The organism is Rossellomorea sp. FM04394 (assembly GCF_041889765.1).
In the GTDB taxonomy this organism is placed as follows: domain Bacteria; phylum Bacillota; class Bacilli; order Bacillales; family Bacillaceae_B; genus Rossellomorea; species Rossellomorea aquimaris_B.
The window spans coordinates 968,902-988,542 of record NZ_CP168654.1 but is presented as its reverse complement, the minus strand read 5'-3'; the positions used below and the strand labels follow the sequence as shown (position 1 = coordinate 988,542).

The 19,641-nt window shown below is 44.2% G+C and carries 21 protein-coding genes; 11 read left to right on the top strand and 10 right to left on the bottom strand.

Annotated elements, in window-relative coordinates; genetic code table 11:
• Positions 1-15 precede the first annotated feature (15 nt).
• Together ACCB35_RS05025 and ACCB35_RS05020 are read right to left on the bottom strand one after the other, a co-directional pair.
• Complete coding sequence (locus ACCB35_RS05025; RefSeq protein WP_374056024.1) at positions 16-1,260, bottom strand: amidohydrolase family protein; 1,245 nt, start codon at positions 1,258-1,260, stop codon at positions 16-18.
• A 69-nt stretch (positions 1,261-1,329) separates the two neighbouring features.
• Positions 1,330-2,850 carry a glutathione ABC transporter substrate-binding protein gene (locus ACCB35_RS05020; RefSeq protein WP_374056954.1) on the bottom strand — a complete coding sequence of 507 codons (1,521 nt, stop codon included), beginning with the start codon at positions 2,848-2,850 and terminating at the stop codon, positions 1,330-1,332.
• 239 nt (positions 2,851-3,089) lie between these two features.
• On the opposite strand from ACCB35_RS05020, the gene ACCB35_RS05015 reads away from it, so the two are divergent.
• From ACCB35_RS05015 to ACCB35_RS04975, 9 genes are all read left to right on the top strand, one after another.
• Positions 3,090-3,995: an ABC transporter permease gene (locus ACCB35_RS05015; protein WP_374056023.1), complete on the top strand. Its 906-nt coding sequence runs from the start codon at positions 3,090-3,092 to the stop codon at positions 3,993-3,995.
• Positions 3,996-4,011: 16 nt separating this feature from the next.
• Positions 4,012-4,932: an ABC transporter permease gene (locus ACCB35_RS05010; RefSeq protein WP_044338889.1), complete on the top strand. Its 921-nt coding sequence runs from the start codon at positions 4,012-4,014 to the stop codon at positions 4,930-4,932.
• Between the two features lie 11 nt (positions 4,933-4,943).
• Positions 4,944-5,939: an ABC transporter ATP-binding protein gene (locus ACCB35_RS05005; protein ID WP_374056022.1), complete on the top strand. Its 996-nt coding sequence runs from the start codon at positions 4,944-4,946 to the stop codon at positions 5,937-5,939.
• Positions 5,936-6,916: an ABC transporter ATP-binding protein gene (locus tag ACCB35_RS05000; protein ID WP_374056021.1), complete on the top strand. Its 981-nt coding sequence runs from the start codon at positions 5,936-5,938 to the stop codon at positions 6,914-6,916. Before ACCB35_RS05005 ends, ACCB35_RS05000 begins: the two co-directional genes overlap by 4 nt.
• A 69-nt stretch (positions 6,917-6,985) precedes the next feature.
• The gene (locus ACCB35_RS04995; RefSeq protein WP_374056020.1) at positions 6,986-7,753 is read left to right on the top strand and encodes a sensor histidine kinase; all 768 of its coding nucleotides are present in this window, start codon (positions 6,986-6,988) and stop codon (positions 7,751-7,753) included.
• A gap of 16 nt (positions 7,754-7,769) precedes the next feature.
• A complete protein-coding gene (locus tag ACCB35_RS04990) occupies positions 7,770-8,459 on the top strand; it encodes a response regulator (RefSeq protein ID WP_374056019.1) in 690 nt (229 codons plus the stop codon).
• Between the two features lie 4 nt (positions 8,460-8,463).
• Positions 8,464-9,765: a hypothetical protein gene (locus ACCB35_RS04985; protein WP_374056018.1), complete on the top strand. Its 1,302-nt coding sequence runs from the start codon at positions 8,464-8,466 to the stop codon at positions 9,763-9,765.
• 176 nt (positions 9,766-9,941) lie between these two features.
• The gene (locus ACCB35_RS04980; protein WP_374056017.1) at positions 9,942-10,640 is read left to right on the top strand and encodes a diphthine--ammonia ligase; all 699 of its coding nucleotides are present in this window, start codon (positions 9,942-9,944) and stop codon (positions 10,638-10,640) included.
• Between the two features lie 282 nt (positions 10,641-10,922).
• Complete coding sequence (locus tag ACCB35_RS04975) at positions 10,923-12,494, top strand: glutathione ABC transporter substrate-binding protein (RefSeq protein ID WP_374056953.1); 1,572 nt, start codon at positions 10,923-10,925, stop codon at positions 12,492-12,494.
• 70 nt (positions 12,495-12,564) lie between these two features.
• Here ACCB35_RS04975 and ACCB35_RS04970 read toward each other — a convergent pair whose 3' ends face one another.
• From ACCB35_RS04970 to ACCB35_RS04945, 6 genes are all read right to left on the bottom strand, one after another.
• The gene (locus ACCB35_RS04970; RefSeq protein ID WP_258549680.1) at positions 12,565-12,687 is read right to left on the bottom strand and encodes a hypothetical protein; all 123 of its coding nucleotides are present in this window, start codon (positions 12,685-12,687) and stop codon (positions 12,565-12,567) included.
• Between the two features lie 139 nt (positions 12,688-12,826).
• Positions 12,827-13,207: a nuclear transport factor 2 family protein gene (locus ACCB35_RS04965; protein ID WP_374056016.1), complete on the bottom strand. Its 381-nt coding sequence runs from the start codon at positions 13,205-13,207 to the stop codon at positions 12,827-12,829.
• 121 nt (positions 13,208-13,328) lie between these two features.
• Positions 13,329-13,769: a Dps family protein gene (locus tag ACCB35_RS04960; RefSeq protein ID WP_374056952.1), complete on the bottom strand. Its 441-nt coding sequence runs from the start codon at positions 13,767-13,769 to the stop codon at positions 13,329-13,331.
• Positions 13,770-13,972: 203 nt separating this feature from the next.
• Entirely contained in the window at positions 13,973-14,362 is a 390-nt protein-coding gene (locus ACCB35_RS04955) for a VOC family protein (protein WP_374056015.1), read from the bottom strand.
• Between the two features lie 63 nt (positions 14,363-14,425).
• Positions 14,426-15,133, bottom strand: a complete 708-nt coding sequence (locus tag ACCB35_RS04950) for a M48 family metallopeptidase (RefSeq protein WP_374056014.1) — start codon at positions 15,131-15,133, stop codon at positions 14,426-14,428.
• A 3-nt stretch (positions 15,134-15,136) separates the two neighbouring features.
• Positions 15,137-15,640, bottom strand: coding sequence for a DUF1456 family protein (locus tag ACCB35_RS04945; protein WP_374056013.1), 504 nt, complete (start codon positions 15,638-15,640; stop codon positions 15,137-15,139).
• A gap of 279 nt (positions 15,641-15,919) precedes the next feature.
• On the opposite strand from ACCB35_RS04945, the gene ACCB35_RS04940 reads away from it, so the two are divergent.
• Positions 15,920-16,168 (top strand): YueH family protein, encoded by a 249-nt coding sequence (locus ACCB35_RS04940; protein ID WP_374056012.1) that lies wholly within the window; start codon positions 15,920-15,922, stop codon positions 16,166-16,168.
• A 112-nt stretch (positions 16,169-16,280) separates the two neighbouring features.
• Here the strand turns inward: ACCB35_RS04940 and ACCB35_RS04935 are convergent, their stop codons facing one another.
• A complete protein-coding gene (locus ACCB35_RS04935; RefSeq protein WP_374056011.1) occupies positions 16,281-17,480 on the bottom strand; it encodes an ATP-binding protein in 1,200 nt (399 codons plus the stop codon).
• A gap of 175 nt (positions 17,481-17,655) precedes the next feature.
• Positions 17,656-18,273 (bottom strand): HAD family hydrolase, encoded by a 618-nt coding sequence (locus tag ACCB35_RS04930; RefSeq protein ID WP_374056010.1) that lies wholly within the window; start codon positions 18,271-18,273, stop codon positions 17,656-17,658.
• Between the two features lie 214 nt (positions 18,274-18,487).
• Between ACCB35_RS04930 and ACCB35_RS04925 the strand changes: the two genes are divergently transcribed.
• Positions 18,488-19,510, top strand: coding sequence for a serine hydrolase domain-containing protein (locus tag ACCB35_RS04925; protein ID WP_374056009.1), 1,023 nt, complete (start codon positions 18,488-18,490; stop codon positions 19,508-19,510).
• Positions 19,511-19,641 lie beyond the last annotated feature (131 nt).

Below are 19,641 nucleotides of genomic sequence, written 5' to 3'. Positions count from 1 at the left end.
ACCGTCTCCCTTCTATTATTTATTGATCAGTACAGATTCAGATTGAGGCAGCGTCACCTTTTCCCCGTTCTTATAAACAGAATCGATTTTGGCTCTCCTTGCCACTGCTTCAGCTGAACAGCTCGCTTCCACCAGGAGGAAGTCTGCTGCGTGCCCCACTTGAGGCCATACCTGTTTTCCTGCGTCATCCAATGGCGTGATCCCACCCGAAGCATATTTCCATGTACGGTTGATGGAATACTCATCGATCAGTCGGAATCGTTCAGCAAGGATATTCAGCTTCTCGATCGTATCCCCTGTTCCAAAAGGTGACCAATGATCGGTTAAGCTGTCATGCCCGACGGATACCTGTAAACCGTACTGATCCAGAGTCGGAACCGGAATGGTCGGACGGTTAATCGGGATCGTCGTAGTAATGTCAATCTCTTGATCTTTCAGGATGGACATCATGTCTGTAAGAGATTGCCCCTTAAGATCACCAAGTGCAATGGCATGACTGATCGTCACACGCCCCTTCAAGTTCGCCTCTCTTGTAAAATCTGCAAGACGTTCAAAGGTGAAAGCCCCAAGCGTGTCCGGGTCATGAAGGTGAATATCGACACCAGCATTATGCTCAGCGGCAATATCAAACGTTGTATAGAGTGATTGATCGATATGACGGTCCACCGTCGCCGGATCGACTCCCCCGACAAGGGTGGCACCATTTTTCATGGCTTCCCTCATCAGTCCCACTGAATTGCTGCGCAGGAGCCCATGCTGAGGAAACGCTACAATGTCATAAGTGAGGTGATGTTTATATTTCTCTAATGCTTTAACGGTGACTTCCAGGTGCTTTAAACCGGAAGTCGGTTCGATGTTGCAATGGGTCCGGATGTGAGTGTGGCCATGTTGAAGCAGCAACTCGATCATCTTTTCCGCCCTATCCTGGGCGTATGGCAGTTGCTTTGGCAGCAGTTCCTGCTCTTCTTCTATTCTCGTGAAAATACCTTTAGTGATTGGCCGGCATGCCTTCCACGGACCGCTATAGTAGGTTTTATCGATATGGATATGCATCTCACGGAAGGAAGGCAGGATCAATTTTCCTCTTGCATCCAATACAGCTGCTCCAACTTCAATCTCTGATTCGTCTTTCGTGATGGCCGTAATCTTTCCATCTTCTATTTTGACATGGGCACATTCCGTAACGGTTCCTGTCACGACTCCATTCTCTTTCTCAAATCCCGTTTCCATTCTCACATTCTTCATCCATACTGTTTTCATCAAATCAGCCTCCAAGATTTATTGTTTACAAGGTTACAGATGGTGCTCATCCACCATCCGTACCATGGTCTATTCGATTGTTGCGTCATTCACCATTAAGTAGTTGGCGGCACTCAACCAGAAATCCTTCACTTCATTGTTGTACACTGCTAAATGCTCGTAGTTTCGGATTGGAATGTATACCGCTTCTTCCATTTCAATGGTCATCGCTTCTTCATATAATGTCTTTCTGGCTTCAGGGTCCACTTCTTTTCTTGCCTGCTCGATGAGATCATCGACTTTTTCATTTGTGTAATAGAAATGGTTTCCTGGTGAACCATGGGAAGCAGAGTGGAACAAGTTGTACTGGTTGTAGTCTCCATCACCTGTTGCATTCCCCCAACCTCCGATGAACATATCTTGTTCTCCTGTGTCTACGGCTTCAATATACGCACCATATTCAAGCACTTGAATATTCACTTTGATCCCGATTCCCTTCAATTGGGACTGAATGACTTCTGCCATATTGATCCGTTCTTTACGGTCACTTGTTATCAGTGTCAGCTCCAGACCTTTTTCGAATCCTGCTTCTTTCAAAAGCTCCTTGGCAGAATTCGGGTCATACTCATATGGTTTCACGTTATCACTATGACCGAATACTTGTGGGCTCATGGCAGCATTCGCTAATGTACCCACTCCGTTATAGACACCTTTTATGATCGCTTCTCTTTCAATGGCCATGGAAATGGCCTGTCTCACCTTTACATTATCGAAGGGCTCTTTTTGTGTATTGAATCCGACATATTCCACGGCCAGCCCATCTGTTCGGTACAGATTCAATGTGTCGGAGCTTTCGATGCGCTCGATTTCAGTCACGGGCACTTGATCACTGATATGAGCTTCACCCGTTTCAATCATCGCTAAGCGGGTAGCGTCCTCTGGTACAACCTGAAACTCGATTCCATCGATATTCGGCTGCTCTCCCCAATACTCATCATTTTTTTCAAGGGTGATGGACTGACCTGATTTCCATGACTTGAAGGCAAATGGCCCGGTTCCGATCGGGTGCTTAGCAAGACTATCAGGATTTTCTTTCACGGCTTTCGGGCTCATGATGCTTCCTTCGTTACTTGCAAGGATCGATAAGAGAGGTGCATAAGGAGCATCCAGCTTGAACTGCACTTTATATTCATCCAGTATATTGATCTCTTTGATCATCCCGAGTTTATCCTTTTGAGGGGAACCGGTGTTGGGATCCAGTAAGCGGTCGAACGTTACTTTGACAGCCTCAGCGTTCAATTCAGAACCGTCATGGAACGTGATTCCCTCATTTAATGTGAATTCCCATGTCGTATCGTCCGGCTGCTCCCAGCTTTTCGCCAGTGACGGAACAATGTTCATTTCTTTATCAAACGTCACAAGGCTTTCGTACACCTTTTGATAAAGTACATTGGCGGACGGAATATCTGTGATGAAGTGGGGGTCCAAATTGGTTGCATCGGATAATCGGACAACCTTCAGTACCCCGCCTTCTGATTCACCGCCTTGTTTACTTGCGGTTTCACTTTCTACATTACTTGTCGAACACGCCTGGGTGATGAGCATGACCATCACGATCAATAATCCTGCGATCCCCCTGAAATGCTTCTTCTTTTCTTTCAATTCCTCCACTCTCCCTTTTCCGTATTGTTGGTGCCTATCTGCATTATAAAAAAGAAAACAGTGAATGATTTTCAATATCTTTACCAACTTTTTAATTATTTTGACAATTCAAACTTATCACCTTCCTTTTCCGCCCCTCTTCCTCTATCTTTGAATTACACAAATCATTTCAATGAGGAGGAAATGTCATGTCGACAGAACTCAAAGTTCAAGAACTTCAATCACCCATACTTGATTCAAAACCGAGCCTTTTTGAAAAAAGGATCAAACCCTTCTGGGACACCTTTTCGAAAAACAAGGCAGCTGTAGTTGGAGGAGGTATCATTCTCTTCTATATTTTAATCGCCCTGTTTGCTCCTTTACTCGCTGTCTATGATCCTTATGACATTCAACTGGACAATAAACTCCAGCCCCCGAGTACAGAACATTGGATGGGGACGGATGATAAAGGACGGGATATCCTTGCAAGGATCCTCTACGGCTCCCGTCTTTCAATGGGGGTCGGTTTTGCCGCAGTCGGCTTCGGTGCTTTCTTCGGCATCATCATGGGGTTGATTTCAGGGTTTTACGGAGGATGGATCGATACCTTCATCAGCAGAATCCTCGATGTCATGCTTGCTTTCCCTGGGATCCTATTGGCTCTTGCCATCATCTCTGCCCTCGGACCGAGCCTCGTGAATGTCATGATTGCCGTCGGGGTGTTCTCCATCCCTTTATTTGCAAGGGTTGTCCGTGGATCGACACTTGAAACGAAGAAGCTTGAATATATCGATGCGATTCGTTCGCTTGGAGCCAATGATTTCATCATCATCTTCAAGCACATCCTGCCGAACATTTTATCTCCCATCATCATTCAAGGATCTTTGCGACTCGCCACCGCCATCCTTTCAGCAGCGGGATTATCCTTCCTTGGCTTAGGGGCACAGCCTCCTTCACCCGAATGGGGTACGATGCTGTCCAGTGGAAGGGACTTTTTATTCACGGCTCCCTACATCGCCCTCTTCCCGGGGCTGGCGATATCCATTCTCGTACTCGGCTTTAATTTGTTCGGGGACGGACTTCGGGACGCACTTGATCCGAGACTGAAATCATAATAAGGAGGAATAGGAAATGATACTATACATTTTCAGAAGATTAATAGAAATCATCCCCGTCATATTCGGTGTGACCCTGGTTGTCTTTCTCATCATGCAGATGGTCCCCGGAGACCCCGCTATCATACTTGCAGGGGAAGGGGCATCGAAAGAAGCGATCGACCAACTACGGACAGAGCTCGGCTTGAACCGCCCCTTGTATGTTCAATATGGAGAATACATCATGAATGTTTTCCAGGGTGACCTTGGACAATCTCTGAAGAGCCAGCAGCCGGTCATCCAGGAAATCATGACCCGCTTACCGATCACGATTGAACTGGCCTTCTACAGTATTCTCATTACGATTGTCCTTGGAATGACCGCTGGAATCATATCGGCTGTCAGACCATACTCTGCTACCGATATTTCCGTGATGATCGTCGCTTTATTAGGGATTTCCCTTCCAAGCTTCTTTCTGGGTCTTCTATCCATCTATTTATTCTCTGTAAAACTTCAGCTTTTACCTGTTGCAGGATGGGATAGCATGCTGCACATCATTTTACCGGCCTTTACGCTGGGAGTCGGAGGAGCTGCCATCGTAGCCAGGATGACCCGTTCCAGCATGCTGGAGGTCGTAAGGCAGGATTATATCCGTACTGCTCAGGCAAAGGGTTTGAAAAGCTTTGTCATTATTTATAAGCATGCCCTGCGCAATGCATTGATTCCGGTCATTACGGTGGTGGGCCTTCAGTTTGGGGCACTTCTCGGAGGGACGGTACTAATCGAATCCGTCTTTGCCATTAATGGTCTCGGCCGTATGATCGTCGACTCCATCCGTACACGTGATCTACCTATGGTTCAGGGCGGGGTATTGGTCGCATCCCTGGTCTTTGTGATCGTCAATCTATTCGTAGATGTATTATACCGTTTCTTTAATAAACGAATTGAACTTAACTAGGAGTGGTTGCAATGAGTAAAAATGTGGTCTTGGAAGTAAAAAACTTAAAAACCCATTTCACTTCGAAAAAAGGAGTGACGAAAGCCGTTGATGGCATCGATTTTGTCCTTCACGAAGGCGAGACGCTCGGGATCGTCGGAGAATCGGGCTGTGGAAAAAGCATGACCTCCCTTTCGATTCTTCGTCTTGTCCCCTCCCCTCCCGGAAAGATAGTGGACGGGACCATTGAATTGAAAGGAAAGGACATCCTTAAAATGTCTGAACCTGAGCTTAGAAAAGTGCGGGGAAACCAAATTTCCATGATCTTTCAAGAGCCTATGACGTCGTTGAATCCTGTCATACCGGTCGGGGAGCAAATTGCAGAAGCCATACGCGTCCACCAAAAGCTCGGGAAAAAAGACGCATGGAAGAAAGCGGTCGAGATGCTCGAATTAGTAGGCATCCCTTCACCTGAACAAAGGGCGAAACAAGAGCCTTTCCAACTGAGCGGGGGAATGAGGCAGCGTGTCATGATCGCGATGGCTCTTGCCTGCAATCCCGAAGTCCTGATTGCCGATGAACCGACCACGGCACTTGATGTAACGATCCAGGCACAAATCCTTGAGCTGATGAAGGACCTTCAGAAAAAGCTGAATATGGGCATCATCTTCATCACACACGATTTAGGAGTGGTAGCCGAGCTATGTGACAAGGTAGCGGTCATGTATGCCGGACAAGTGGTGGAATATAGTTCGACGGAACAGTTATTCTCCAATCCGAAGCATCCCTACACAAATGGGCTGCTCTCTTCATTACCGAAATTGCATGAAGACCAGGCAGAGCTGGAAACGATGCCGGGAAGTGTCCCTTCCCCCTATGACATGCCAAAAGGATGCAGGTTTTCTCCCCGCTGCGCATTGGCGACTGCACGATGTCACGAGGAAGAGCCACAGCTCAATTCCTTAAAGGATGGCAGTCAAATCAGATGTTTTCTATATAACGCCGAGAAAGAGGTGCAGATGACATGACCGCTGTGATGACAGAGAAAAAACCTATTTTAGAAGTGAAGGGCCTGAAACAGTACTTCCCTATCAAAAGGGAGTCATTGTTCCAGCCGAAACAAGTCGTAAAAGCCGTGGATGATATTACCTTCACCCTGTATGAAGGTGAAACCCTCAGTATCGTAGGTGAGTCCGGCTGTGGCAAATCGACAACCGGCCGTGCCATCCTACAATTGGATAAACCGACGGAAGGCAGCATTCAATACAAGGGAATCGAATTGAACAGTCTATCCAAAAAGGAATTGAGAAACATGAGGGGAGATATCCAGGTCATTTTTCAGGATCCCTTTGCCTCTTTGAATCCTAGACAAACGGTCAGAAAGATCCTCAAAGAAGCCATGACCATACAAAAAGTACTGCCCCCTTCCAAGCATGAAGATCGTATGAAGGAATTATTGGACTATGTGGGTCTCCCGATTACCTCACTCGACCGTCTCCCCCACGAATTCAGCGGCGGTCAGCGACAAAGGATCGGAATCGCACGTGCATTGGCGGTCAATCCGAAAGTGATCATCTGTGATGAAGCCGTATCGGCACTGGACGTATCCATTCAGGCACAAATCTTGAACCTGTTAAAGAAACTTCAGAAAGAATTGAAATTGACGTACCTCTTCATTTCCCATGATTTAAGTGTTGTACGTCATATATCCGATCGGGTGATCGTCATGTATCTGGGAAAGGTTGTCGAAATCGGGACAAAGCATGATTTATTCGACCACCCTACCCATCCTTATACCAAAGCCTTGCTTTCGGCCATACCAGTACCTGATTTTTCTAAGAAAAGAGAAAGGATCCTTTTAAAAGGGGATGTCCCTTCCCCATTGAATCCGCCGGCAGGGTGTAAGTTTCACACCCGCTGCCCTCTGGCAACGGATTTGTGTAAAGCAGAACTGCCTCCTATGACCGGTCATGGGGAGCATTTCACGAGGTGCCATTATGTCTAAACATATTTTCAGGATCTTAGTTTTCTTATAAAATAGAAAGTATGACTCATCCCTTTAGGAGTTCTTCACATGATTACACAAGAATCCTTTTCATTTTATATCATGCTGTCCGTATTAGCCCCAATCATTGGGGCTTTTAGCTTATTATTTCTCTTTCTGTTTGAAAAACGATTCGATCAACTGGAGAAAGAAAAAAACGAACTGCTTCTGAAACAGGAACTACAGGAAGCAAAATACAACCAACTGAACCAACAGATCCAGCCCCACTTCTTTTTCAATACACTTAATGTCATCCTGAGCCTGGCACGTCTGAATCGCAAGGAAGAACTGATTTCTGCCATCGAGGTACTTTCCAAATACTTTAAGTTTAAATACAAACAGACTGATCCATTAATCACCATGGATGAGGAGATCCAATACACCCGATATTATCTCGACATTCAAAGGTTGAGGTTCAGAGATCGGCTCGATGTAGTATGGAGCGTGGGAGAGAGCTGCAAGTCTTCCCTAGTCCCTCCTTACCTCCTGCAGACCCTTGTCGAAAACGCCTTTAAACATGGCCTTGAAAAGCATCCCGGGCAAGGAAAGCTGATCATCATTCTGAATGAGCAAAGGAACAAAGTGTATGTAGAAGTATGGAACAGCAGCTCGTCATCTGCTTTGGACGACCTTGATACTCAAAAGGAAGACCGGGGAATTGGATTACACAATATCCAGAAGCGATTACAGATGCTCTTTCCTAAGGAAGAAATCCTCATTCAGCTGAATGAAGAAGCCGGAGGAACGAGTGTCCAGATCTTCTGGCCTCATATGACCAAAGAAGATACCACTACTTGATGAAGGAGGAAGCTACATGCATATTTTGCTCGTTGACGATGAGCCCCTGGAACTGGAGCAGCTCAACTACATGATTCACGAAAAATACCCTTACTGGACGATTCATACAGCCGCGGATGCATCACAGGCGCTAAAGATCCTGACGGAACACCCGATCCGTCTTACGCTCCTCGACATTCAACTGCCTGGTAAATCAGGGATCGAACTCGGAATGGAAATGAAGAAATATGACCATATCGACATCATTATGGTCACGGCGTTCCAATCATTCGATTATGCACAGGCCTCACTGCGACTCGGAGCAAAGGATTATTTGACAAAACCGATTATTGAAGAAGAATTATTCCAAGTGCTCGACCACTATAAATACGCATCAATCCAATCCCATATCGTGCAGGAAGCGTTAACGATCATCCATGAACAGTACAGCGATAAGCTTTCCCTTTCTTCATTGGCGAGCCAGATCCATATCAACGGTACGTACCTGAGCAGAAAATTTCATGAAGAGATGGGGATCAGCTTCTCTGAGTACCTGAATGATTTCAGGGTCCAGGCCGCACAACGATTACTGCGGCAGGATACCGAAAAGTCCATCTCTTCTATATCTGAAGCGTGCGGATTCAGCAGCCAGCACTATTTCAGTTCATTATTCAAGAAGCAAACAGGATACACTCCAAGGGAATATCGGATAAGAGAGAAGGTATAAATCAATGAAGCCACGAACGTATCGTGAGTATATACAAGGAACCATTACGTTTGGAGTGGCGTATGGAGTCGTTTCACTCCTGGCAAGATGGGTGACCGGCAATACGATTTTGTCTTCTCCTGAAACCCTCGTGAAATATGGACTGCTTGGTGGAATTGGTTACGCCATGATGGGAGCCACCGCTCTCTTTCTATTCGGGTGGATCACCCCCTATATCAGGGAAAGATTCCCACACTCCATGACTCTGGGGGATGTATTGAAAGAAAGGCTACGTGGCCGGTCATACTGGTTCGTCATGTGGGTATTGCTCCTGACAAGCCTGGACTCCCTGCTCATACAAGCACTGGGGGCAGGCGTCTTATTTCATTTTCTATTAAAAACACCGATCTATGTAGGGTTACTCGTATTCTTTTTATACTGCTTCCTGTTGTCCATAGGAGGCATGAAGCAAATCCATCGCTTTGAAGGGATTCATATCTCGTTTATTTTTGCAGCCATCATCCTGATTCCCGTTTATTTTTTTATCCAAAAAGGTATCTTTCCCGTTTATGATGGATTGCTCCTTTATCATCCCTACTTATTATTTCTGAAACATAATGAAATCACCTTGTTCATTCTTACCGCATTTCTGATTGGATTCGGACAAGTATTGATCGACCGGGCGAGCTGGCAGCGGATCTATATCATTGAAAGATCCAAGGTCCGAACATCCTTTATGATGGCCGGGATCATATGGGCGACCATTCCCCTTGCCTTCACCGCGATTGTACTGATTGCGGTTTATGGGCAGGGCTTTGAAAACATTTACTCCATATTGAGTCAGCTAGTGGAGAAAATCGACTCATTGTTCCTACTTCTATTATTTATCGGCTGCTGCTTCAGTGCCATCGCCTCCACCGTGGGGGCCGAGCTCCATGCCACTTCGATCATGGTCATCCGCAATATGCTGAACCACACGTTCGATTGGAGTGAAGACCAGCAATTGAAAAAGACCTATTTGGTCTCCGGTGTGCTTTCCCTTTCACTCTTTCTCATCAGCTCGATCTTGTCACCGAGCCTGTTGGAGCTTATCTTCTTTTTTGCCCAGGTGTATGCAGCCATCATTCCGACGATGTTGGCGGTCATCTTTTATAAAAGAACGATCCCGGTGCTCCTACCTTTTTGTTCTTTGATTGGTTTAGGAACCGGGTTGCTGTCTCTACTAAGCTACAATTCAATTCAATCGACCTGGATCAGCTTTTTCGTGTCGAGTGGGTTAGTGGTGATATCACTGGTGATTAATGAGATTCGGATCCATAGAAAATGAGAGCAAATTCATATCGGTTCTGTAAGAGAGTCGTCAAATAGGCGGCTCTTTTGTCTTTATGGACTTAGACATCTAGGTTTGTATGATGTTATCTATAAAGCCTCATCGTGATAGAATGAAAGAAACGATGAAACAAGTTAGAAAATATGAAAAACGATTAAGGAGGAAAGATAAGAATGACAGAATCAAAGGAATGGAAACATGGTGCTCGCGGCCATTCATTCATCACTTCGTTTAGCGGAGGAAAGGATAGTGTCTTAGCTCTATACAAAGCATCGAAGGATGGAGATGCGATCGGCCTGATTGTGATGCTGGAGGAAGAAGGAAAACGTTCCAGATCCCACGGGATGCCTCCGGAGCTTATCCGTGCACAAGCAGAGTCGATCGGCTTGCCCGTATTCACAGCAGCTGCCAGTTGGACAGATTATGAAGAAGCCTACATGACCCTTTTAGAAAAAGCAAAGAATCAAGGGGCAGAAGTGTTAGTGACGGGAGACCTGGATATGCCTGAACACGGCTGCTGGCATGAAAAAGTGGCTAAGAACGCAAGGCTGAAGCTCGGGATGCCTTTATGGGAAATGAACCATCGTGAAGCTGTCGAAGAGTTCATCAATCTGGGATTTGTATCCATCGTTGTTACGGTTAATTTATCCCTGGGAATGCGCCTTGAAGATTTAGGGCGAACGTTGACCCATGAATACATAAAGGAACTTGAAGCCCGGGGGATCGATCCTTGCGGAGAAGGTGGAGAGTTCCATACCACAGTAGTGGATGGACCGCTTTTCAAACAACCTGTTCCCGTTTTAAAAGGTGAGATTATGAAAGACGGAGAGTATGCTTTTTTGCCTTTGGAGCTTGATCGCGTCAGAACATAACCTGCATGATAATTGAATCAAGGCTGGAGATCAAATGATTGATCTTCAGCTTTTCGCCTTTTCTGGAGCTCGTTCGAACAACATTGCAGCAATCTTCCACTTGAAGGACTCAGCAAAATCAATCAGTGTTTCTTTCGTAACTTCTGTATCCTCCCTTACCAAAACATTCTCCCAAAAACAAAAGGTCAACAAATCAAAAAAAACGGTAAAGATATCTTAATTTTATATATCTGAAAATTCTTATAATTAAATAAATACGGAGGGGAGGATAAATAGATGAAGATGAAGGTAAGTAGTTTCAGGAGCAGGGTTGTCATGATTGGAATGATGGTGCTGATGTTAGCGATTAGCGGTTGCTCCACCAATATGGGGGCAAATTCGGGTGACCAGGCTGATGGACAGGCTTCCAAGAAAGAAAATAAGTTGGTCATTGCCCGTTTATCCGATGTGGAGAATCTTGATCATCATTTTATGTCCACCATCAATGCGGCAAGTGTAACGCACGGTAAAATTTATGAGGGGCTTGTCGGCAGAGACAAAAATGCCAAAATTAAGCCATTACTTGCAAAGGAATGGGAGCAGTTGGATGATACTACGTGGGAATTCAAGCTAAGAGATGATGTCTCGTTTCATGATGGGACACCCTTTAATGCCGAGGCTGTGAAGAAAACGTTCGATCGTTTAACAGACCCAAAAGTGGCTTCACCTCGTGCGGTTGTATTTAAAATGGTCAAGGAAGTAAAAGTAGTAGATGATCATACCGTTCAATTTCTTTTATCTGAACCTTTTTCACCCTTATTATCCATCCTGGCGAGTCATGAAGGCGGAATCATCAGTCCAAAGACCATTGAAAAATACGGGAAAGACATTATCCAAGAACCAGTCGGCACAGGTCCATTTGTGTTCAAGTCCTGGGAAACAGGAAAAGAGATTGTGTTTAATAGAAACAAAAAGTATTGGGGAGATCAACCAACTATAAACGAAGTGGTTTTCAAAGTAGTACCAGAAGAGACAACGAGAATCTCCATGCTTGAAACAGGTGAAGCCCATATTGCTGAACCCCTTTCTGTGACGATGATGGATTCCGTGAAGGCCTCCAGTAATGTTGAAGTATACCGAAGTGAAGGCTTTGGTACCGAGTATGTAGGATTCAATGTACAAAAGGAACCCTTCAATGATGTCCGTGTCCGGAAAGCCATATCCCATGCGGTTGAAATGGATTCCATCATGAAAGGTGTATTTAATAATATTGGAAAAAAGGCAAACTCCTTATTAGGATCTAAAGTGTTTGGCTATCACCCGGATATGAAGGCATATGAGTATAATGTAAATGAAGCCAAGAGGTTACTGGCCGAGGCTGGGTACCCTGATGGATTTAAAACCACATTGCTTACAATGGACAGTAAGGAAAGGATCAGCCTGGCTGAAGTCATGCAATCCCAGCTCAAAGGAATAGGAATCGATTTGGAAATCCAGATTCAGGAGTATGGCACCTTTGTAGAGCAAGCCACAAGTGGAAATTCAGAAATGTTCATCATCAGTTGGAGAAATGCTACAGGTGATGCAGACTATAATCAATACAATCTCTTCCACAGTAATTCCCATGGGCCTGCCGGAAATACATTTTTCTACAGTAATGAAGAGGTCGATCAATTGATCGAACAGGCACGTTCTGAAATGGATCCAGAGAAGCGATTGGAGCTTTATGCAAAATCTCAGGAGCTGGAAATGGAAGACGCGGTCTATATTCCGGTTCGGGTGATTGAGAACATGGCTGCGATTCGAAACAACGTAAAAGATTTTTCTATCAGTCCCGCCGGTTATTTGGAAATCAATGATATTAGCATTCAATAATATTTTTAACTAACGATACCGTAAGACCAAAAATGAGAAGTTGCCTAACTTCTCATTTTTATATTTCTATTTACTTATTCTTTCTTTCCTGTGCCTTAATGGCCACCTTTTCAAGTCCATCTTGTGCAAATTCCACATCTGACTTCGGCATTGCTTTATTATTCTTAAGGTCCTTATTCTTCTGTTTCGACATATTTTCACCACCCTTTTTGTTTTATTTATATAGTGCTCAAGGTCGACAATAAATATGAAGCCGCTCGAAATTTCTCCTGGCCCAGTGGTGAACATAAAAAAGTCGACTCCCATTGGAATCGACTTTTTTTATGTAGAAGTTAAAAAACCCCATTCTCATTAGGTGAATCCTCCGGGATGGCTTGCCCAACATCCCACAACTCAACGATCCGGTCATCCTCGAAACGGAAAATATGGACGACAGCCCCTCCAAGGTCTTCTGGATTCTGTCTCACATGTGAATGAACCGCAACTGTGTCACCTTCCTGGATGGCACGTTTGACTTCTAGTATCTTGTCCGGGTTCCCGGCTGCATTCTCTTCCATGGCAGACTTAAGCGAATCTGCATCCCCTGGAAAATACGGATTGTGGTGGCGAAAGTCAGGTCCAACGTGACGCTCGTATGCTTCCCGGACGTTTCCTGATGCCACAAGTTCCAGAAATGAGACTGCTCTTTCTTTAATCGTGAGTGAATCATTCATTTTCATCATCCTTTCATTTCAACCGTGATACTTTCATTTTATAGGAAAAGGAGCGAATGGGCGAATGAATATCCATGATGTTAAAAAAGCATTGGCCCTTACAGGTCAATGCTTTCTTGTCTTATCGTGTATTGAATGCATTCAACATCCAAATATGCTGTTCGAGTGAAGTTTTAATCCCGATGAATAAGTCTGCTGTAGGCTGATCCTGAGAATCCTCTGCAGCTTCAATAATCTTCTTAGAATCATTCACGATTTGTTTAAAATCGTTTACTAACGCGTCCACCATCTCAACGGGCGATTCTTTTCCATTGGATTCTTCAATTGTTGCCGTTTCAAGGTATTCTTTTAATGTAGCGATTGGCTTCCCTTTGATCGTCAGTATCCTTTCTGCCACTTCATCAATATAATTTCCCGCTTCGTTGTAATATTCTTCAAACTTCTCATGTAATGTGAAAAATTCCGGACCCGTTACATACCAATGATAATTGTGTAGTTTTGTGTAAAGAACGTTCCAGTTTGCAAGTTGTTTGTTAAGTGCCACGACTAATTGTTGATTGATGTATGTTCTCTCCTTTTGTCTGTGTTATAAATGTATTATATCCTTATTTATAATTATTATCAATTAATAAGAATTATCGATAAAATACGTTACACCCTTATTCTTTCCACTGATATAGATAACATACGGCATCCCCTAAAAACAAAACCAACAGGAGCATGACTCTTTTTTGAGTCCATCACTCCTGTTGGTTTCATTGGAAATTATAAATCTTTTTGTTCCACATTAAGTTCAATCAGATTACCATCTGGATCGGCGCAGAAAATTTGGGCGAACCCACTTTTTGATTGTGGTTTTTCGAGGATTTCCACTTCGTTTTCTTTTAACCATTGGAGAGTATCATAATAGTTCTCCACTCTAAGGGCAAAATGACCTTCCCTGCTGGATAGGCGCTTATCCTGACGTATGGTCTGCGACGAAGGATCGACGATCAAGTGGAGCTGCTGTCCCTCTATTTCATACCAGGCGCCTGGAAAATCAAAATCCGGACGAGGTATTTCGTTTAAACATAACACTTTCCCATAGAAATCTTTTGCTTTTTCCAAATCTGTCACCGTAAGACTCACGTGATGAAGACACGTATATTTAATCATACCCTTCACTTCTTTCTTTTGAACTATTTAATGGGACAAGGAGCCTGTCCCCCCATCCCACCACTACACTGTCATCTTCCAACTCGACTGTGCCAACCACTGTTCTTTTTCTTTATAGTCGGGCACGATTTTCCCGACGAGCCGCCAGAAGGACCGATCGTGATTAAGGTGGACCATGTGGCACATTTCATGGACGACGACGTAGTCGATGACGTCCCGGGGAGCCATGGCGAGCTTCCAGTTGAAGGTCAGCTGTCTTCTCCCATCACAGGTGCCCCAGGTCGTTTGGCTGTCTGTGATGCGGATGGAACGGGGCTTGGTTTTAAAGTGACGTTGATGGACCGCAATGCTTTTCTCCACCAATGCTTTGCACTGCTTGTAGTAAAAACGTTTTAACGCCTGCTGGGTCCGTTCATCCTCAAGCTCTTTCACTTGAATAAGCAGTGTTTTTCCGTCAAATGTAACATGATCCTGTGTCACCGACGGATCGTGTTGAACGTCTATGGGAAAGCTCTTTCCCAGATACAAAAATGGCTCCCCATGGTCATAGGTCTTCTCCTGCGGGCCATTCAGACGATCCTTCATCTCATTCGATTTCTTCAGGATTACATCCCATTTATCCTCCAGTAGACGGATCACAGATTCATCCGGGGTCCCTTTAGGTGCGTGGACCTCGATATGTCCATAGGTATCCAGATAGATGCCGATGGAGGTCCTGTTCTTATATTTGATTTCAAACTGTATGGTCTCACCCGAATAAGTATGGTTCATCTTTTATCCCCTGTATCGGATGGCCAACCCTTTTAAGAAATTCCGTGCATACCGGTCACCGCACACTCTGTAATTGTTGTGGCCTTCTCTTCGCATAATCGCTCCGAGTTCGCCTTTTGTAATCGTCACTCCAGCCAGATCCAAGATCTCGATCATATCCTCACTTGTTAATGAGAGGGCGATCTTCACTTTTTTTAAAAGAAGATTATTCACATGTTCATATGTCAATTCCGGTCGTTCCTGCTGTCCCGGTTTTGGCCCTCTTTTAAATATAATGAAGCCGTTCAAGAATGACTCGAACATTTCATCATCACATGGGATATGGTCTTCATCCTCAAGGATATCGTCCTCGAAATCATCACTGTACTGTGTTTTCGTGAGAACCTTCAGCACTTCTTCCTTTGACAGTTCAATGCCTCCGAGCTCAAAGATCTCAACCATTTCTGTATTTTTAAGATCCAATGCATATCGTAATCGAATTAATAGATCGTTATTATTTAGGTTCATATGTCGACCTCCTGAGATTTTCCTATCACTAAAATATTAGCTTACCATTTTAAGGACATGTTTTATAGTATAGCCTCAATGAAAAAGAAGCTTACCTGATGGTGATAAGCTTCTTCGGCATCTGTCTATCAACGGACCGCTTCAGCCATCCCCTGCCCCTTAACACAGTCGGGGTAGGGTTCTGATGTGATGAAGCTCTCCATATGTACACGCTTCGCCTTCTCCGGTTAATCCTGTTATACTTACCTTATCTAACATAAAACTGAAATGAGTGATGAAATGATAACCTCATACGAGAAAATAAATCTGTCAGGGAACAAACTGGCTGAAGTTTATCTCCATAAAACGCCGGACAAGAGGTTCATCGTATCAATACCTGCAATCCATTGGTCTGCAGAGTTCAATCAAAAGGATGACATTAGCACTCAAAGTGCACAACTCCAATCCTCTCTTAACTTCCATATGTTCCAAGGGGATACAGACGAACTGGTAACAGCCATTGAAAAATTAGTTCAAAGCCATGTTTAAATACAAGACTTAGACAGCAAATGATTGATTTGCTGTCTTTTCTTGGGTATCTAGAGAACCCTAAAACCAAAGGTCCGTCCCTCAATGCGTTAAAGCGTTGAGGGACGGACCTTTATAGGTCATCCAGGGGGAATCGGAGGGTTACTGTTGTACCGTTTCCGGGCTCACTGTCAAAGTGGATTGCACCGTTGTATTTTTCGACTATGTTATAGCAGATCATGAGACCAAGGCCGGTTCCTTTGCTTTTTAAGGAGTAAAACGGGGTTCCGAGGCTTTTCAATTCCTCATTCGTCATTCCCTGGCCGTTGTCGATGATTTGAATGACGACCTCAGCCTTTTGCTTGAAAGCCTTTATCGAGACGGATCCGCTATGGGGAGAGGCTTCGATGGCATTTTTGATCAGGTTGATGAGGAGTTGCTTGATTTCGATGGAATTGCCGGCGATGTGAATGGCTTTTTCCACTTGAAGGTCGATACTATTATCATTCAACAGCCCGTACATGCTCAATAGCTCCGTGACATCCTGCAACACATCCTCGACGTCCACATGGTCCATTTTTTCTCCACTGTCAGGCTTAGAAACGGAAAGAAACTGAGAAATGACATGCTCCGCCGTATCGAGCTCATTCATCATAAGGGCAAAGTTCTGCTTCTGGTTATCAGTGAAGGACGGGTCTTTGACATAAAACTGAAGAAAACCATTCACGACGGTCAGGGGGTTCCTTATTTCATGAGCGACAGCCGCTGCCAGCTGCCCCGTTGTCCTCATCCGTTCCGCTTGCTGCACCTGCTCATAATACAACCGCTGCTTGTTCATCCGGAGACTCGTTAAATGGAAAATGAAGTACAGAATGATCTGACTGGCCATAAAGTTAACAATGTTTCCCGTAATATCTTTATATATGTATGGGTAGGTCCGTCCCTCATCCACCACAATAAGTCCAAGCGTGAAGGCAATGAACAAGGCATTTAACACCAGGGAAAAGTAAAACAGCCCCCTGTCAAAAAAGAGAATGGAAAAGGCAGGGACAAAACAGAGCAAAACAAACCCCGACCACGTTTCCGGGTATAAGTAAAACAAACTATAGAAGTACCCGGTAGCCGCTATTACCGTCGCATATCTCATCCAGGTATTCTCATATTGAGGGTAAACGAGCAGACAAATAGAAACAATGACCACCATCACACTATGCAACACAAACCGTGAATTGAACGGATTATTGACCACTGCCCCCAACACCATCAACAAAATCATCGCAGAAACAATCATATAATAATATTTTTTATGTAAACGATCATGAAATTCCCTCATTATCATGCTCCTACTAGTAATCTACATTTCTCCCATTCTATGACAGGACCTTTTAACTATCTGACAAATATCGTAAAAAGTCAATCCTCGAAATAAACGTTGAAATGCTTCAATTAAACCTGTAGAGGGACGGACCTCCTGCTTAAGAAGCAAGGAGGTCCGTCCCTCAGGTTTTTTAGAAAAGATCCACTAACTCATCAAATGAATGAATGACATGCTTATATTCTTCTGCTTCTCCAAAGCCATAGCTTGCATAGACAAATGGGATGCCGGCTTCTTTTGCCGCCTTTTGGTCCCCTTGGGTATCCCCTACATATACAGGGTCCTTCAGGTGATTGCGCTCGATGATCAGTTTAATGTTTTCGCCTTTTGATAGACCGGTCCTGCCAGGATTCTCATAATCGATAAAATGTTTATCCAGCCCGTGATAGTCATAAAAGGCTTCTATATACCCATCCTGGCAGTTGCTTACGATAAACAGCTTGTACTTCTTCGACAGCTCCACAAGCACCTCTTCAACATGATTGTATAAACTGCCTCCGTGCTTGCTTAAGTGTGGAATTTCATGACGGGAAAGGTCCTTTAATAACTGTTCTCTATCCTCTTCATTCAAATCAGGGAATAGCTTCTTTCCGATTTCTTTCATTTGAAGTCCCATGGTTCCTTCAAGATGCTTTCTTGTTATTCCTTCTTTCAACTGGATATGGTCGTTGATGACCTTATTCCATGATTCAAGTACGGATTCGATTGGGTCCCAGAGTGTACCATCCAGGTCGAAGATGATGCTGTCCATGATTGATTCCTCCAATTCATTTTTGATAGGGAAAAATTGTAATTGTATGTAGTATAGCAGAAACCTTAAGGCGGAAGGATTATTTCCTATACGCTATAAACGAAAGCTTTAATAGTGGGACAAGGTGCCTGTCCCCGATGTCCAACAAAGGAAATTTATGTTAAAATATTCAAATAGATAACTAGAGTCATAGACTATAATGGAGGAATATTCAATGAGCAAACATATCGATCTGCATAACCTGATACATGAAAGTTGCCAAGAACTCGACTTCTCTGGTGTCGTCCTTGTCAAACAAGGAACAGAAGTATTATCGGAAAGCGCCCATGATTATGCGAATCGATCGGATCGCCTACCCAACACTCCCGGTACACGCTTCGGCATTGCATCGGGAAGTAAGTTATTTACGAGCATAGGAATAGGTCAACTGGTTGAAAAAGGGGTACTCTCTTTTGACACTCGTCTGAAAGATTGTTTGGATATCGACTTTCCTCATTTTGATGACGGCGTGACCATCCATCATCTATTGACGCACACGTCAGGCATCCCGGATTATTTCGATGAAGAAGTGATGTCTGACTTTGAAGAGCTGTGGAAAGAACGCCCGGTCTACCATATGAGATCCCTTAAGGACTTTCTTCCATTCTTTCAAACAAGTCAGATGAAATTCACACCAGGCGAACGATTTCATTACAATAATGCGGGATTCATCCTATTGGGATTGATCATCGAACAGCAAACAGGGAAGTCTTTTACAGATTACATAGAATCTGAGATTTTCCAGAAAGCAGGCATGGGAAGTTCAGGATATTTTTCATTGGACTGCCTTCCTTCCAATACAGCAGTGGGGTATATAGAAGAAGAGGATACTTGGAGAACTAATCTCTACTCCATCCCTATAAAAGGCGGTGCTGACGGCGGGGCGTTCATCACTGTCTCGGATATGATGAACCTTTGGGAAGCTTTGTTTTCTTATAAACTAGTAAATGAAGAAACGACGGAGAAGCTGCTGACCCCTCATGTCCATGTGAATGGAGAGGTCCACTATGGTTATGGAATCTGGATGAATCTAAGGAATGATGAAATCTACAAGTTTCATGTGATGGGGTATGATCCCGGCGTCAGTTTTCGTGCCTCTTATTATCCTCAGCTTGACTTGAAGCTGTCGGTTCCATCCAATAGAGAATCGGGACCGTTTGAAGTGACGAAATCCATTGAGGGATATTTCGGGATCTAATTTTATTAAATTATAGGCTTCATCGTCCGGCATTCCAGTAACAAAGAACGATGGAGCCTCCCTTCTTCCAGCTGCTTCAAGTGAAATATATCATACCTCCCCATATTAAAACACCCAGGCAACAATGGTTA